12 protein-coding genes and 1 pseudogene are annotated in these 16019 nt (G+C 54.6%); 12 read left to right on the plus strand and 1 reads right to left on the minus strand.

Features of this window, described 5'->3' with window-relative positions; genetic code table 11:
• The first annotated feature begins 252 nt into the window (after window positions 1-252).
• The 5 genes from leuO (at window position 253) to cra (ending at window position 7221) form a co-directional block, all read left to right on the plus strand.
• A complete protein-coding gene (gene leuO, locus V2S86_RS17445; RefSeq protein WP_330763470.1) occupies window positions 253-1200 on the plus strand; it encodes a transcriptional regulator LeuO in 948 nt (315 codons plus the stop codon).
• A gap of 462 nt (window positions 1201-1662) precedes the next feature.
• A complete protein-coding gene (locus tag V2S86_RS17450; RefSeq protein ID WP_330763471.1) occupies window positions 1663-3471 on the plus strand; it encodes an AMP-dependent synthetase/ligase in 1809 nt (602 codons plus the stop codon).
• A 316-nt stretch (window positions 3472-3787) separates the two neighbouring features.
• On the plus strand, window positions 3788-5506 hold the full coding sequence (gene ilvI / locus V2S86_RS17455) for an acetolactate synthase 3 large subunit (protein ID WP_330763472.1): 1719 nt from the start codon (window positions 3788-3790) through the stop codon (window positions 5504-5506).
• A 2-nt stretch (window positions 5507-5508) separates the two neighbouring features.
• Window positions 5509-6000, plus strand: a complete 492-nt coding sequence (gene ilvN / locus V2S86_RS17460; RefSeq protein ID WP_004950121.1) for an acetolactate synthase small subunit — start codon at window positions 5509-5511, stop codon at window positions 5998-6000.
• 216 nt (window positions 6001-6216) lie between these two features.
• Complete coding sequence (gene cra / locus V2S86_RS17465; RefSeq protein ID WP_004950124.1) at window positions 6217-7221, plus strand: catabolite repressor/activator; 1005 nt, start codon at window positions 6217-6219, stop codon at window positions 7219-7221.
• Between the two features lie 43 nt (window positions 7222-7264).
• On the opposite strand, the pseudogene alaE reads toward cra, so the two are convergent.
• Window positions 7265-7713: pseudogene (gene alaE / locus V2S86_RS17470) on the minus strand (L-alanine exporter AlaE).
• 871 nt (window positions 7714-8584) lie between these two features.
• On the opposite strand from alaE, the gene mraZ reads away from it, so the two are divergent.
• From mraZ to mraY, 7 genes are read left to right on the plus strand one after another with little or no spacing between them, the layout of a single operon-like run.
• Entirely contained in the window at window positions 8585-9043 is a 459-nt protein-coding gene (gene mraZ, locus V2S86_RS17475; RefSeq protein ID WP_004950128.1) for a division/cell wall cluster transcriptional repressor MraZ, read from the plus strand.
• Window positions 9044-9045: 2 nt separating this feature from the next.
• On the plus strand, window positions 9046-9987 hold the full coding sequence (gene rsmH, locus V2S86_RS17480) for a 16S rRNA (cytosine(1402)-N(4))-methyltransferase RsmH (protein WP_006317602.1): 942 nt from the start codon (window positions 9046-9048) through the stop codon (window positions 9985-9987).
• Window positions 9984-10304 (plus strand): cell division protein FtsL, encoded by a 321-nt coding sequence (gene ftsL / locus V2S86_RS17485; RefSeq protein ID WP_330763473.1) that lies wholly within the window; start codon window positions 9984-9986, stop codon window positions 10302-10304. The genes rsmH and ftsL overlap by 4 nt, the downstream gene beginning before the upstream one ends.
• Window positions 10305-10346: 42 nt before the next feature.
• Complete coding sequence (locus tag V2S86_RS17490; RefSeq protein ID WP_006317603.1) at window positions 10347-12110, plus strand: peptidoglycan glycosyltransferase FtsI; 1764 nt, start codon at window positions 10347-10349, stop codon at window positions 12108-12110.
• Window positions 12097-13584 (plus strand): UDP-N-acetylmuramoyl-L-alanyl-D-glutamate--2,6-diaminopimelate ligase, encoded by a 1488-nt coding sequence (murE, locus tag V2S86_RS17495; protein WP_330763474.1) that lies wholly within the window; start codon window positions 12097-12099, stop codon window positions 13582-13584. Before V2S86_RS17490 ends, murE begins: the two co-directional genes overlap by 14 nt.
• A complete protein-coding gene (murF, locus tag V2S86_RS17500; RefSeq protein WP_330763475.1) occupies window positions 13581-14942 on the plus strand; it encodes a UDP-N-acetylmuramoyl-tripeptide--D-alanyl-D-alanine ligase in 1362 nt (453 codons plus the stop codon). Before murE ends, murF begins: the two co-directional genes overlap by 4 nt.
• Window positions 14936-16018: a phospho-N-acetylmuramoyl-pentapeptide-transferase gene (gene mraY, locus V2S86_RS17505; RefSeq protein ID WP_004950137.1), complete on the plus strand. Its 1083-nt coding sequence runs from the start codon at window positions 14936-14938 to the stop codon at window positions 16016-16018. The genes murF and mraY overlap by 7 nt, the downstream gene beginning before the upstream one ends.
• Window position 16019: the final 1 nt, after the last annotated feature.

Genomic DNA, 16019 nt, shown 5'->3' on the forward strand with positions numbered 1-16019 from the left:
GTTGCTTAATAGTATTGATCATTTTTGATACCTATTTAGTAGTAGTGTCTTGGTGCCATTTCTCCCCGCTGCGGCGAAATTCTCTGATATGCACCCCATATGCGGCTTGCGCCACGGCAGTATAACGATGGTTTCTATCGGTCGATTGAAGGAATAACTGATTTTATCTTATGGGAATAACACAGTGTGGTTTCACATTGTTTGTCCTGCATAGGGATAGGATTATCTACACAGGATTTAGTGGAGTGATATATGGCTGAATATGATTCAGAAGTTGCCATGGTAAAAGAGCCTGCGGACATTCATTTACGCAGCGTCGATCTTAATTTACTGACTGTTTTTGACGCGGTGATGCAAATGCAGAATATTACGCGGGCCGCTACTTCTTTGGGGATGTCGCAACCGGCGGTGAGCAATGCCGTTGCACGCCTGAAGATGATGTTCAATGATGAGCTGTTCGTGCGCAGCGGGCGGGGGATACAACCCACTCTGCGGGCCCGGCAGTTGTTTGGGCCGGTGCGCCAGGCGCTGCAATTGGTGCAAAATGAGCTGCCTGGCTCGGAGTTTGAACCGCTTACCAGCTCGCGGGTTTTCTCAATGTCTCTCTGCAGCCCGCTTGATTTGCGATTGGGGGCCAAGATAATCAACCATGTCAGACTGATTGCCCCTCAGCTTAATTTGCAAATTAAGTCATATATTAACAATAATATTGAGCATCAGCTACGCTATCAGGACGTTGAATTCGTTATTGGCTACAGTCGATTTGAATCGATGGAGTTTCGCAGTGTGGCGTTGTTCGACGATGAACTGGTGCTGGCAGTGGCGCAGGCACACCCGAGAATAACTTCCAGTCTCACGCCTGAGCAAGTTTTGTCTGAGCAACATGCTGTGGTCTCTCTGGAAAGTTATGGGGCTTTCAGCAAGCCTTATTATATAGAGGAGGCCATGCAGCGTGCCGTTACTCAGCAGTGTACCGATTTATATAGTGTATTAAACCTGGTTTCCCAAACGGAAATGGTGGCCATCGCTCCTGCATGGTTGGTACAGCAACAAGCTGCATCACTGAAAATAAAAGCGGTTCCTTTATGTATGACAAGCAATAAAGCGACCTGCTATCTTTCCTGGCATGAGTCTTCCGAGCGTGATAAAGGGCATCAATGGATGAAATCCGTTCTGACTGAGGCCGGCAATCCAGGATAAATTCAGGAAGTACTCTTCCTAAAGAAAGACAACATTTCCATGAGGGAGTATTCGCGTGTTTAAAAGCTAGGAACTATCTTGCTTTTTATTAAGATGTTTCTGGTTTTTAGTCAGGGAAATAACTTTTTTACGGCTGATGTGTCTATTTTATGAAAAATAATTAACATGAATTTATATTCTGTATTTATTATTTTTATTGGTGTTTTAAACTGATTCGAATCGACGGCCCGCAGGGGCCGCATTTTGTCGCCGGTATAAAATCTTTTCACTGCCGCTTTGCCCAATCTGAAGGAGGATGAACTTAAGCTGAGTTTTGGCTCACACTTCTACGCTGAAATCTCTTTTCCCCCCGCCAGAGAGTAGGTAGACTGCGCGAAAAAAGTAAACACGTGTAAGCTGAGATGCAGAGTGAAATGTTCTGTTCGAGGTTAACTGTTTGATTCATTTCAGGCTTAGAGCGCTATGATCAATAATTTGCTGCAATACCATCTGACTCAGCGTATACAGCGCCAAGTTTCCCATCGTGCCGATCGCACAGCTTTTCGCCAATGGTCTCCTGATGGCGAGACGCAACTCACCTGGGGGCAGGTCGATACCCACATTACCCGCATCGCCAGTGCATTGCTGGCGCTGGGGACAGAAGTGCAAGAACGCATCGCGATTTTTGCCAATAATGGCATGGCGTGGTCGCTGGCGGATTTGGCTATTCTGCAATTGCGGGCGGTGAGCGTACCGCTTTATGCCACCAATACGCCTGCCCAGGCGGCATTTATCATTAATGATGCGGATATCCGCATTCTCTTCGTCGGCGAGCAGGCGCAGTTAGATGCGGCCATTGCGCTGCGTGGCGTATGCCCGCAGTTGAGACATATCATCGTGTTTGACGACGCTACCGATCTGCGCGGGTGCGATATTGCTCAACGCCTGAGCGCCTTTGAGCGCGGGGCAGATGTTGAGGCCTTCAAACCTCAGCTGCTGCAGCGTGTTGCGGAATGCGATTTGCGGGATCTGTTCACCCTGATCTATACCTCCGGCACCACCGGCGAGCCAAAGGGAGTGATGCTGGATTACAGCAATTTGGCCGCGCAACTTTATCTGCATGACGAACGGCTAACGGTGAACGAGGAGGATGTTTCCCTCAGCTTCCTGCCTATATCACACGTATTTGAGCGCATCTGGAGCTTCTTCATCATGCACAGTGGCGCACAGAATGTGTATCTGCCGAATACTGACTGGGTGCGTGAAGCCATGACGGCGGTACGCCCGACGTTGATGTGCGCGGTACCCCGTTTCTACGAAAAAATATTTAGTGCGGTGCATGAAAAGGTAGCGCATGCGCCCTGGTTGCGTCGTGCGCTGTTCCATTGGGCGATCGTCTGTGGTGAACGCAAGTTCCTGCAGGAGCGCGCCGGTAAGCCGTTGGGCAAGTTGTTCAGCCTTTCACACCGTTGGGCCGACAAGCTGGTCTTGAGCAAGTTGCGCGGGATCCTCGGCGGAAGGGTGCGTTTCTTGCCGGCGGCAGGCGCCAAACTTGACGACAATGTCATTCTTTTTTTCCAGGCGATGGGCGTCAACATCAAATACGGTTACGGCATGACCGAGACTTGCGCTACCGTTTCCTGCTGGGAAGAGGGCAATTTCCGCTTTGGATCCATCGGCAAACCCTTGCCGGGAGTTGAGGTACGTATTGCCGAAGAGAATGAGATCCAGGTACGCGGCCCCATTGTGATGCGTGGTTATTTCAATAAGCCACTGGAAACCGCCGCTTCTTTTACCGAGGACGGTTGGCTGAAAACCGGTGACGCCGGGGCGATTGACGAGGCCGGTAACCTGTTTATTACCGAACGTCTGAAGGATTTGATGAAAACCTCCGGTGGAAAATACATTGCCCCGCAGATGCTCGAAGGCACGCTGGCTCAGGATCGCTTTATCGAGCAGGTGGCGATCATCGCCGATGCGCGTAAATTCGTTTCGGCCTTGATAGTACCCAGCTTTGAGTCGCTGGAAGAGTATGCGAAATCCATCAATCTGAAATATCAGGATCGGCTTGAGCTGCTGCGCAATAGCCACATTATAGAGATGTTCGAGAACCGCCTGCGCGACATGCAAAAAGAGCTGGCGCGCTTTGAGCAGGTGAAGAAGTTTACCCTGCTGCCGGCGGCCTTTTCGATGGAGTTGGGGGAGCTGACCCCAACGCTGAAGCTGCGCCGTAAGGTGATTCTACAGCGCTACCAGCATGAAATTGACTCGATGTACCGGGATCAGGCTTAAGGATGCCGCCGGGCAACGAGTCCGGCTAAAAAAACAGCATAATTCTTGCCTGATATAGTTCTGTAATTCCCTGCCTGCTCGAAACAATGCCTAGCCCGATCCGCCAGCGGCTAGTGCATTGTTTTTGTAAACCCCTGATCCCCAGCTGCATGGCAATAACCACTCTATTGTTGAGTTTTTTTGCCGTTTGCCTGCCCAATATTCTGACGTTATGTTAATCAGTTAGAATCAATCCACAAAAATTTTGGGGCATTGCCCCATAACAGGCGCTACGTTCCGGCGCCAGACAAGAATAAGTAAGCCTGGAGGCAAACCCATGGAGATGTTGTCAGGAGCCGAGATGGTCGTCCGATCGTTGATCGATCAGGGCGTTAAGCATGTATTCGGATATCCGGGCGGGGCGGTACTTGATATTTACGATGCCCTGCATACGGTCGGAGGAATCGATCACATATTGGTGCGTCATGAGCAGGGCGCAGTGCATATGGCCGATGGCTATGCGCGCGCAACCGGTGAGGTAGGTGTGGTGCTGGTGACTTCCGGCCCTGGTGCGACCAATGCGATTACCGGCATTGCGACCGCTTATATGGACTCTATCCCGATGGTGGTGCTCTCCGGCCAGGTTCCAAGCTCGCTGATTGGTTATGACGCTTTCCAGGAGTGCGACATGGTCGGGATTTCCCGTCCGGTGGTAAAGCACAGTTTCCTGGTGAAGCGCACCGAAGATATCCCCGGCATCCTGAAAAAAGCCTTTTATCTGGCTTCAACCGGCCGCCCGGGGCCGGTCGTGATCGACCTGCCGAAAGATATCGTTGGCCCGGCGGTCAGAATGCCTTACGCCTACCCGCAGGAAGTGAGTATGCGCTCCTATAACCCGACGGTGCAGGGCCATCGCGGGCAGATAAAGCGTGCGCTGCAAACCATTTTGGCGGCTAAAAAGCCGGTTATGTACGTTGGCGGCGGGGCGATCAACTCGGCCTGCGACGCAGAATTGCTGGAACTGGCCGAGAAGCTGAACCTGCCGGTGACCTGCACCCTGATGGGGCTGGGCGCCTTCCCCGGTACGCACCGCCAGAGCGTCGGCATGCTCGGTATGCATGGCACTTATGAAGCCAACAAAACCATGCACCATTCCGATGTGATCTTTGCCGTCGGCGTGCGTTTTGACGATCGCACGACCAACAACCTGGCAAAATACTGCCCGGATGCCACCGTACTGCATATCGATATTGATCCTACCTCGATCTCCAAGACGGTCGACGCCGATATTCCGATTGTGGGCGATGCCAAACAGGTGCTGACCCAGATGCTGGAACTGTTGGCGCAGGACGATAAGGTGCAGGATTTCGATGCGCTGCGCGACTGGTGGCAGTCCATAGAGCAATGGCGCGCGCGCGATTGCCTGAGCTATGACAAAAACAGCGGTACCATCAAGCCGCAGGCAGTGATCGAAACCCTGCATCGTTTGACCAAAGGCGACGCTTACGTCACCTCCGATGTGGGCCAGCACCAGATGTTCGCTGCGCTCTACTACCCGTTCGACAAACCGCGTCGCTGGATCAACTCCGGCGGCTTGGGCACCATGGGCTTCGGCCTGCCGGCTGCGCTGGGCGTGAAGCTGGCGTTGCCTGATGAGACCGTCGTATGCGTGACCGGCGACGGCAGTATCCAGATGAACATTCAGGAGCTTTCTACCGCGTTGCAGTACAACCTGCCGGTGATCGTGGTGAACCTCAACAACCGCTATTTGGGCATGGTGAAGCAGTGGCAGGACATGATCTACTCCGGCCGTCATTCGCAATCTTATATGGATTCCCTGCCTGATTTCGTCAAACTGGCGGAGGCTTACGGTCACGTTGGCATCGCCATTCGCACGCCGGATGAGCTGGAAAGCAAACTGGCTCAGGCATTGGCCGAGAAAGAACGACTGGTGTTTGTCGATGTCACCGTCGATGAGACCGAGCATGTTTACCCCATGCAGATCCGCGGCGGTAGCATGGACGAAATGTGGTTAAGCAAAACGGAGAGGACCTGATCATGCGGCGTATTTTATCGGTATTGCTGGAAAACGAATCCGGCGCGTTGTCGCGTGTGGTGGGGCTGTTCTCCCAGCGTGGTTACAACATTGAAAGCTTGACGGTGGCGCCGACCGACGATCCCACGCTGTCACGCATGACCATCCAAACCGTCGGCGATGAGAAAGTGCTGGAGCAGATCGAAAAGCAACTGCATAAGCTGGTGGACGTGCTGCGCGTCAGCGAATTGGTGCAGGGGGCGCATGTTGAACGCGAAATCATGCTGGTGAAGCTCCAGGCCAGCGGTTATGGTCGTGAAGAAGTAAAACGCTGCGCCGATATTTTCCGTGGGCAGATTGTCGATGTCACGGCGACGCTTTACACCGTTCAGCTGGCCGGCACCAGCGACAAGCTGGATGCTTTTCTCAATGCGGTGCGTGAAGTGGCTGAAATTGTCGAAGTGGCACGTTCCGGCGTCGTCGGCGTGTCGCGCGGCGATAAAATCATGCGCTGAGGCGTGATATTGGCATAATCTGAGGGCGCGGCATGGCTGCGCCTTTTGTTTTTCGGTGTTTTTTGTCTGTTAGCTGGCACCTTTCGGCAAAAGCGGTTGCTAGGCAGTGTTTTCTGCTGTTAGATCGCAGAGGCTGGATTGAATAACCGCACGGGATGCGATGGTTAATCCGAGCATAGCTTTCACTTCTATTTTCAGCGTCATTAAGGGGTTAACGTGAAACTGGATGAAATCGCGCGTCTCGCGGGCGTTTCGCGCACTACGGCCAGTTATGTCATCAACGGCAAAGCGAAGCAGTATCGTGTCAGCGATAAAACCGTCGAAAAAGTGATGGCCGTGGTCAGGGAGCATAACTATCACCCGAATGCCGTCGCGGCAGGGTTGCGCGCCGGACGAACGCGTTCTATCGGCCTGGTGATACCGGATTTGGAAAACACCAGCTATACCCGCATCGCCAACTACCTGGAGCGTCAGGCACGTCAGCGCGGTTACCAGCTATTGATTGCCTGTTCGGAAGATCAGCCGGATAACGAAATGCGCTGTATTGAACACTTGCTGCAACGCCAGGTCGACGCCATTATCGTTTCCACTGCCTTACCGCCGGAACATCCGTTCTATCAGCGTTGGGCCAAGGATCCTTTGCCGATTATCGCTCTGGACCGGGCACTGGATCGCGAGCATTTCATCAGCGTGGTGGGGGCCGACCAAGAGGATTCCTTCGCGCTGGCGCAGGAACTTCGCACTTTTCCTGCGGAGTCGGTGCTGTATCTGGGTGCGTTGCCGGAGCTTTCCGTCAGTTTCCTGCGTGAGCAGGGTTTTCGCCAGGCATGGGAAGGCGATGAACGGCCTGTCGATTACCTGTACGCCAACAGTTATGAACGCGAGGCTGCCGGCGTACTCTTTGCTGAATGGTTGAAAACTCATCCGATGCCGCAGGCGCTTTTCACCACCTCGTTCTCTCTGTTGCAGGGAGTCATGGATGTGACGTTGAAACAGCGCGGTCGTTTGCCGACCGATCTGGCGATCGCCACCTTCGGCGATCACGAACTGCTGGACTTTCTTGAGTGCCCGGTACTGGCGGTAGCGCAGCGCCACCGTGATGTCGCTGAACGGGTGCTGGAACTGGTGCTGGCCAGCCTGGATGAGCCGCGCAAGCCTAAACCTGGCCTGACGCGCATTCGGCGCAATTTGTTCCGTCGCGGTAGTCTGAGCCGTAAATAAATACTACAGGCAGGATAGCTACGTAGCGGCCTGCCTCTTCGCTTTACACATAGCCGGTTACCCGAAACAGCTTTCTGCAGTCGTCAAGAAAGTAGCCATAGGCTACGCCCATCACCATCGATACCACTGCATTCCCGGCCACCGCAGTCATAATTTACTGCTCGTCTGCACCTAGGCTCCATAATATGGCACCATACGCTGGTGATTGAAAACTGACCTAAGCCAGCAAATCGGCGAGGTTGCGCTGTAGCCATAGCCCGCGATGAAAGCGTTTCGCGAGACGAATGACAGGTCGCGGTAGTGCCCATAGAGCCAGGCGATCAGGGTATTCACCGGGATCGATACCAGGCGGGAGGAAAGTGACTAAAGTGATTGATGAAAACGCCTGCCCGAAACCAGGATTTCTATCGCCATGCCGACGATGAAGCAGTACACCCCCAGCGCAAAAGTATCGGCGGCGGTGCTGCGCCAATAAGAGACAGGCGAAAGCATGGTGAAACCTCGGTAATTGCAGGTTGATATTCTGTTTGTTTTGTTTATTTAAGTTATTTATTCTTTTTTTTGTTATTTTTATGGTTCTATTTTCTGTGATTATATTTTTTTTGTGGCTGAATATTTTTATTTATAGCTCTTGGCTGATTTCTATCCTGGGAGAGGGCGGTAGAATCTGGCGCGAAAGGATTAAAATGAAGTTTTTTTAGTTTTGTCATTAAAAAACAAATCGTTACGTTTGTTTTCTCTATAAAGGGCTTTTTTACGGCAAAAATTGTGGGAATAAATGATGTAAGGAAATGAAACCATAATTGTAAACAGGTATTTTGAGAATAATCTTACCAAACTGATTTAAATCGAAAATAGCTAGCCTCGTAATATCCGAGTGATTTATTTTTTCATCGGGCTTATCACTGGCGCTTTAATTGAAGTAAAATAGCGCCCGACCTAAAGTGCAATAACCCTTGAGCGTTATTAACTCAATGGCTTATGCCGTATTTCGTCAACGGCGGGAGTTAACGCCGGGCCTTGGGCGGTGCGGGTCGCGGCGGGTTACAGCATTGTGATTGCCGAGCTAAAAAATGAGACATCGATTGCAGAAGGAAGTAATGAGTTAATTAATCGCCAATTTGTCAGGTTTTTAATCACCCTCTTTCCGCTAAGAAAATTCTCCCCGTTTATCAGGGTGTTAATTTTTATTCATTGAATAAAGAACGTTCCTTTCGCGAGTCAGCTCCCAAAATGACGGGAGAAATATTGCCAAAGCGCCGGTGCTCTGGCTTGACAAGGTTTTCATACCCTCCGTAAACTCCCTTATGTGGGAATTTGTGGTGTAAAGTGGTGAAAACGGTCATGAAGGGGTAGCTCAGGAATGTTCCGTGGGGCAACGATGGTTAATCTCGACAGCAAAGGGCGGCTTGCCGTACCCACCCGTTATCGGGATTTGCTGAACGAGCAATCGCAAGGCCAAATGGTCTGTACCATTGACCTCCATCAGTCCTGCCTGCTGCTTTACCCATTGCCCGAATGGGAAATTATTGAACAAAAATTATCCCGTCTGTCGAGCATGAATCCCGCAGAGCGCCGCGTTCAGCGCTTATTGTTGGGGCATGCCAGTGAGTGTCAGATGGATAGCGCCGGTCGGTTGTTGCTAGCTACTACGCTACGTCAACACGCCGGGCTTACAAAAGAAGTGATGCTGGTCGGGCAGTTCAACAAGTTTGAACTGTGGGATGAACAGACCTGGTATCAACAAGTCAAGGATGATATTGACGCAGAACAGTCGACTCAGGAACCGTTGTCTGAGCGGCTACAGGACTTGTCGCTATAAGCATGTTGGAAAACTATAAACACACCACCGTACTGTTGGATGAGGCGGTCAATGGTCTCAATATTCGCAGTAACGGCATATATATCGACGGTACTTTTGGTCGCGGTGGCCATTCTCGTCTGATTCTGTCCCAACTGGGGCCGGAAGGACGTTTGTTGGCAATTGACCGCGATCCACAGGCGATTGCAGCCGCCAAGTCTATTGAAGATCCTCGTTTTACCATCGTACACGGCCCATTTTCAGATTTGTCACACTATGTGCGGGAACGCGAATTGGTGGGGCAGATTGATGGCGTCTTACTCGATCTGGGCGTTTCTTCGCCGCAGTTGGATGACGCAGAACGCGGTTTCTCCTTCATGCGTGACGGCCCACTGGATATGCGCATGGACCCATCAAGCGGCCAGTCAGCCTCCGAATGGTTGCTGAAAGCGGAAGCGGAAGACATTGCCTGGGTGCTGAAAACCTTCGGTGAGGAGCGTTTCGCCAAGCGCATTGCCCGCGCGATCGTGGAAAGAAACCGTGTCGAGCCGATGACGCGCACCAAAGAGCTGGCCGATCTGATCGCCAATGCCAGTCCGTTCCGGGAAAAACACAAGCACCCGGCAACGCGCAGTTTCCAGGCGATTCGCATCTACATCAACAGTGAACTGGAAGAGATTGAGCGTGCGCTGGACGGTGCGCTGGAAGTGCTGGCCCCGCAGGGCCGCCTGTCGATCATCAGCTTCCACTCGTTGGAAGATCGCATCGTTAAACGCTTTATGCGTCACCACAGTCGTGGCGCCCAGGTGCCGGCAGGTTTGCCACTGACGGAAGAGCAACTGCGCAGTATGGGCGGGCGTACGCTGAAAGCGCTGGGCAAGATGATGCCTTCGCAAGATGAAGTGGCGGAAAACCCACGTGCGCGCAGTTCAGTACTGCGCATTGCCGAGAGGATGCCCGCGTGATTGGCAACGAACGCCACGGTTTAGTGGGGGTGATTGGCGGCGATCTGCTGCGTAATGCCAAGATCCCATTGATTTTACTGGTCGCTTCACTGATTTCTGCGATTTCTGTGGTGACGACCGCACACCGTACCCGCCTGCTGACCGCTGAACGCGAGCAGTTGGTGCTTGAGCGGGATGCTCTGGATATTGAATGGCGCAACCTGATTTTGGAGGAGAACGCCCTCGGCGACCATAGCCGGGTCGAGCGTATCGCCACCGAGAAACTGCAGATGCAACATGTTGATCCATCGCAGGAAAACATCATAGTTAAACAATGAATAGTTTAACTGAAATCATGACACGGAGAAGAAAGGGAACGCATGAAAGCAGCACGCCCCGGTAAGTTGAAACGCCCGGAAAATCAGGCCAGCTTTGTAAGCTGGCGTTTTGCGTTGCTGTGCGGCTGTATTTTGCTGGCGCTGGTGGGATTGATGCTGCGCGTGGCCTATCTGCAGGTCATCAATCCGGACCGCCTGGTGAAAGAAGGTGACATGCGTTCGCTGCGTGTTCAAGAGGTGCCCACCTCACGCGGCATGATCAGCGATCGCGCCGGCCGGCCGTTGGCGGTGAGCGTACCGGTCAACGCCATTTGGGCGGATCCTAAAGAGCTGAACGAGCGTGGCGGCATTACGCTGGACAGCCGTTGGAAAGCGCTGTCCGACGCGTTGAATATCCCTCTGGATCAGCTTTCTACCCGAGTTAACGCCAACCCGAAAGGGCGCTTTGTTTACCTGGCACGCCAGGTGAATCCGGCGGTAGGCGATTACATTCGCAAGCTGAAGCTACCGGGGATTTACCTGCGTCAGGAGTCGCGTCGTTACTATCCGGCCGGCCAGGTCACCTCGCACATTATCGGCGTGACCAACATTGACGGCCAGGGCATCGAAGGCGTCGAGAAGAGCTTCGACCGCTGGCTGACCGGGCAACCGGGTGAACGAACCGTGCGTAAAGACCGCTATGGCCGGGTGATTGAGGATATCTCCTCGGTCGACAGCCAGGCGGCGCATAACCTGGTATTGAGCGTCGATGAACGCCTGCAGGCGCTGGTGTATCGCGAACTGAACAACGCAGTGGCGTTCAACAAGGCTGAATCCGGCACGGCGGTGCTGATCGACGTGAACACCGGCGAAGTGCTGGCGATGGCCAACAGCCCGTCCTACAACCCGAACAATATGGCCGGTACGCCGAAAGACACCATGCGTAACCGTGCTATTACCGATATTTTTGAGCCCGGCTCCACCGTGAAACCGATGGTGGTGATGACAGCGTTACATAACGGTGTGGTAAAAGAAAACAGCGTGCTGAACACCGTTCCTTTCCGCATTCAGGGCCACGAAATTAAAGACGTGGCGCGTTATGCGGAGCTGTCGGTTACCGGGATCTTGCAGAAGTCGAGTAACGTTGGCGTTACCAAGCTGGCGTTAGCGATGCCGTCCTCGGCGTTAGTAGATACTTACTCTCGTTTTGGACTGGGAAAAGCGACCAATTTGGGGCTGGTCGGAGAAAGCAGTGGCATATACCCAAAAAAACAACGGTGGTCTGACATAGAGAGGGCCACCTTCTCTTTCGGCTACGGGCTAATGGTAACTCCGTTACAGTTGGCGCGAGTCTACGCAACGATCGGCAGCCTGGGCGTGTATCGCCCGTTGTCGATCACCAAGGTTGACCCTCCGGTTGCCGGCGAACGCATCTTCCCTGAACCTCTGGTGCGCACCGTGGTGCACATGATGGAAAGCGTGGCCCTGCCGGGCGGCGGCGGCGTGAAAGCCGCCATCAAGGGTTACCGCATCGCTATTAAAACCGGTACCGCCAAAAAGGTCGGCCCGGATGGCAAATACGTCAACCGATATCTCGCTTATACCGCCGGCGTCGCGCCGGCCAGTAATCCCCGTTTCGCTCTGGTGGTGGTGATTAACGATCCACAGGGTGGGAAGTACTATGGCGGTGCAATTTCCGCACCGGTGTTCGGCGCCATCATGGGCGGCGTATTGCGCACCATGAACGTCGAACCGGACGCGTTGCCCACCGCTGATAAAAGCGAATTAGTGATTAATAAAAAAGAGGGTTCAGGTGGCAGATCGTAATTTGCGCGATTTACTCGCTCCATGGGTGCCGACGGCGCCCGGGCGCGCGCTGCGGGAAATGACATTAGACAGCCGTATTGCGGCTGCCGGGGATCTGTTTGTCGCCGTTGTAGGCCATCAGACGGATGGCCGCCGCTATATTCCGCAGGCTATCGCGCAGGGTGTCGCCGCAGTGATTGCCGAAGCTGAAGGCCAGGCCGAAGACGGCACGATCACGGAAATGCACGGTGTGCCGGTGATTTACCTAAGCCAGCTTAACCAGCGCTTGTCCGCCCTGGCCGGGCGTTTTTACCATCAACCGGCAGAGCGCCTGCGTCTGGTGGGCGTGACCGGCACCAACGGCAAAACCACCACCACGCAACTGCTGGCGCAATGGAGTCAACTGTTGGGTGAAACCAGCGCAGTGATGGGCACCGTCGGTAACGGTTTGCTGGGCCAGGTGTGCCCGACTGAGAATACCACCGGTTCTGCGGTGGATGTTCAACACGTATTAAACGAGCTGGTCGATCGGGGCGCCACCTTCGCCGCAATGGAAGTCTCTTCCCACGGGCTGGTGCAAAACCGCGTGGCGGCGCTGCCGTTTGCCGCCGCGGTGTTCACCAACCTGAGCCGCGATCATCTGGATTACCACGGCGACATGGCCAATTACGAGGCGGCCAAGTGGTCGCTGTTTGCCGGCCACGAAGTGGGGCAGGCGATCATCAACGCCGATGACGAAGTGGGTCAGCGCTGGCTGAGCAAATTGCCGGATGCGGTGGCGGTCACCATGCAGGATAACCTGCAACCGGGTTGCCATGGCCGCTGGTTGAAAACCACTGCGGTCAGCTATCACGATAATGGCGCCACCGTCCGCTTCAGCTCAAGCTGGGGCGACGGCGAAATTGAAAGCCGCCTGATGGGGGCCTTCAACGTCAGCAACTTGTTGCTGGCGCTGGCTACGTTGCTGTCACTGGACTATCCGCTGGACAAACTGGTAGAAACCGGCAATCGGCTGCAACCTGTGTGTGGCCGTATGGAGGTGTTCAACGCGCCAGGCAAACCGACGGTAGTGGTGGATTACGCCCACACCCCGGACGCGCTGGAAAAAGCGTTGGAAGCGGCGCGCCTGCACTGCCTGGGGCAGCTGTGGTGCGTGTTCGGTTGCGGCGGCGATCGCGACAAAGGCAAGCGCCCGCTGATGGGCGGCATCGCCGAGCAGTTCGCCGATCGCGTAGTGGTCACCGACGATAACCCGCGCACCGAAGAGCCGCAGGCGATCATCGCCGATATCCTGGCCGGGCTGCTGGATGCCGGGCGTGCACTGGTGATCCACGGCCGTGCCGAAGCGGTAACCAGCGCGATTATGCAGGCTAAAGAACAAGATGTGGTGCTGGTGGCGGGTAAAGGTCACGAGGACTACCAATTGGTGGGCAACCGACGCCTGGATTACTCCGATCGTACCACCGTCGCACGTCTGCTGGGGGTAATAGCATGATTCCTGTCTCCCTTCAGGCACTGGCCGATGTATTGAGCGCTGAGTTGATCGGCGCCGATTGCCAAATTATTGAGGTGACGACAGATACCCGCCAGGTAACCGCAGGTTGCCTGTTTGTGGCGCTGAAAGGCGAGCGTTTCGATGCTCACGCCTTCGCTGCAGATGCTGTAGCCGCAGGCGCCGGGGCGCTGCTGGTGAGTAAGCGCTTATTGGTGGACGTACCGCAACTGGTGGTGAAAGACACGCGTCTGGCGCTGGGGCAACTGGCTGCCTGGGTGCGCCGGCAAGTGCCGGCCCGCGTCGTGGCGTTAACCGGTTCATCGGGCAAGACCTCGGTGAAAGAAATGGCCGCTGCCATTTTGCGCGAATGCGGTGAAGTGCTGTATACCGCGGGCAACTTCAATAACGATATCGGCGTGCCGCTGACGCTGCTGCGTTTGCAGCCGCAGCATGATTTTGCCGTGATTGAGCTGGGTGCCAACCATATTGGCGAGATTGCCTATACCACGGCCTTGACGCGGCCACAGACTGCTTTGGTGAATAATCTGGCGGCTGCCCACCTGGAAGGCTTTGGCTCTTTGGCCGGCGTCGCCCAGGCGAAAGGTGAAATTTTTGCCGGCTTGCCGGCTGACGGCGTGGCAATCATCAACGCTGACAATAATGACTGGCCACACTGGCAGAGCATGCTGAACGATAAAACCGTTTGGCGCTTCTCTCCTCAGGCGGCGGAAGGCGTAGATTTCTTTGCCAGCGACGTGCTGGTGAACGCCCGGGGCACGCAATTTACGCTGCACAGCCCGTTCGGCACTGCGGCGGTAACGCTACCGTTGCCGGGCCGCCATAACGTGGCCAATGCGCTGGCCGCTGCGGCGCTCGCTATGTCGGTTGGCGCATCGCTCGAAGCCGTGCGTCAGGGGCTGAAACAATTGCAGGGGGTGCCGGGGCGTTTGTTCCCGATTGCGCTTGCCGAAGACAAACTGCTGCTCGATGACAGCTATAACGCCAACGTCGGCTCTATGACCGCCGCAGCGCAGGTGCTGGCAGAGATGCCGGGCTACCGCGTAATGGTGGTTGGCGATATGGCTGAGCTGGGGGCGGATGCGGAAGAATGTCACCGTCAGGTGGGTGAAGCCGCTCGGTTGGCCGGCGTCGATAAAGTGATAGGTATCGGCCCGTTAAGCCAGGCGCTGTGCGCAGCTTCCGGTAACGGCGAACATTTTCAGGACAAGGCAGCAGTGATCGCGCGCGTGGCGGAATTACTGTCGGAACATGCGGTAATTACCGTGTTAATCAAGGGTTCACGTAGTGCCGCAATGGAGCAGGTAGTACGCGCGTTACAGGAGAAAGCACCATGTTAGTTTGGCTGGCCGAGCATTTGGTCAAATATTATTCCGGCTTCAACGTCTTCTCCTATCTGACGTTCAGGGCCATTGTCAGCCTGCTGACCGCGCTGTTTCTCTCCTTATGGATGGGCCCGCGGGTGATTAAACGCCTGCAGGAGATGTCCTTCGGCCAGGTCGTGCGCAACGATGGCCCGGAGTCGCATTTCAGCAAGCGCGGTACGCCGACCATGGGCGGCATCATGATCCTGACCTCCATCACCATTTCGGTGCTGATGTGGGCTTATCCGTCCAACCCTTACGTGTGGGGCGTACTGTTCGTGCTGGTGGGCTACGGCATCGTCGGCTTTGTCGATGATTACCGCAAAGTGGTGCGTAAAGACACCAAGGGGCTTATTGCCCGCTGGAAATACTTCTGGCAGTCGGTGATTGCGCTGATTTTCGCCTTCGCCATGTATGCCGTAGGAAAAGACACGCCAGCCACCGAGCTGGTTGTGCCGTTCTTTAAGGACATCATGCCGCAGCTCGGCCTGTTGTACGTACTGTTAGCGTACTTTGTGGTGGTCGGCACCAGCAACGCGGTCAATCTGACCGACGGGTTGGATGGCCTGGCGATCATGCCAACGGTGTTCGTGGCCGCGGGCTTTGCGCTGGTGGCCTGGGCGACCGGTAACATGAATTTCGCCAACTACCTGCACATTCCTTATCTGCGTCATGCGGGTGAGCTGGTGATCGTCTGTACCGCCATCGTCGGCGCCGGTCTGGGCTTTTTGTGGTTCAACACTTACCCGGCACAGGTTTTTATGGGAGATGTCGGCTCACTGGCGCTGGGCGGCGCACTGGGCACTATCGCGGTGCTGCTGCGTCAAGAGTTCCTGTTATTGATTATGGGTGGCGTGTTCGTGGTCGAAACGTTGTCGGTGATCTTGCAGGTGGGATCGTTCAAGCTGCGCGGGCAACGTATTTTCCGCATGGCGCCGATTCACCACCATTATGAATTGAAGGGCTGGCCGGAACCGCGCGTGATCGTGCGCTTCTGGATTATTTCGCTGATGCTGGTGCTGATTGGCCTGGCGACGCTGAAGGTACGGTAAT

Origin of the sequence: Serratia sp. C2(1), from assembly GCF_036352655.1 — a bacterium.
GTDB classification, from domain to species: domain Bacteria; phylum Pseudomonadota; class Gammaproteobacteria; order Enterobacterales; family Enterobacteriaceae; genus Serratia; species Serratia inhibens.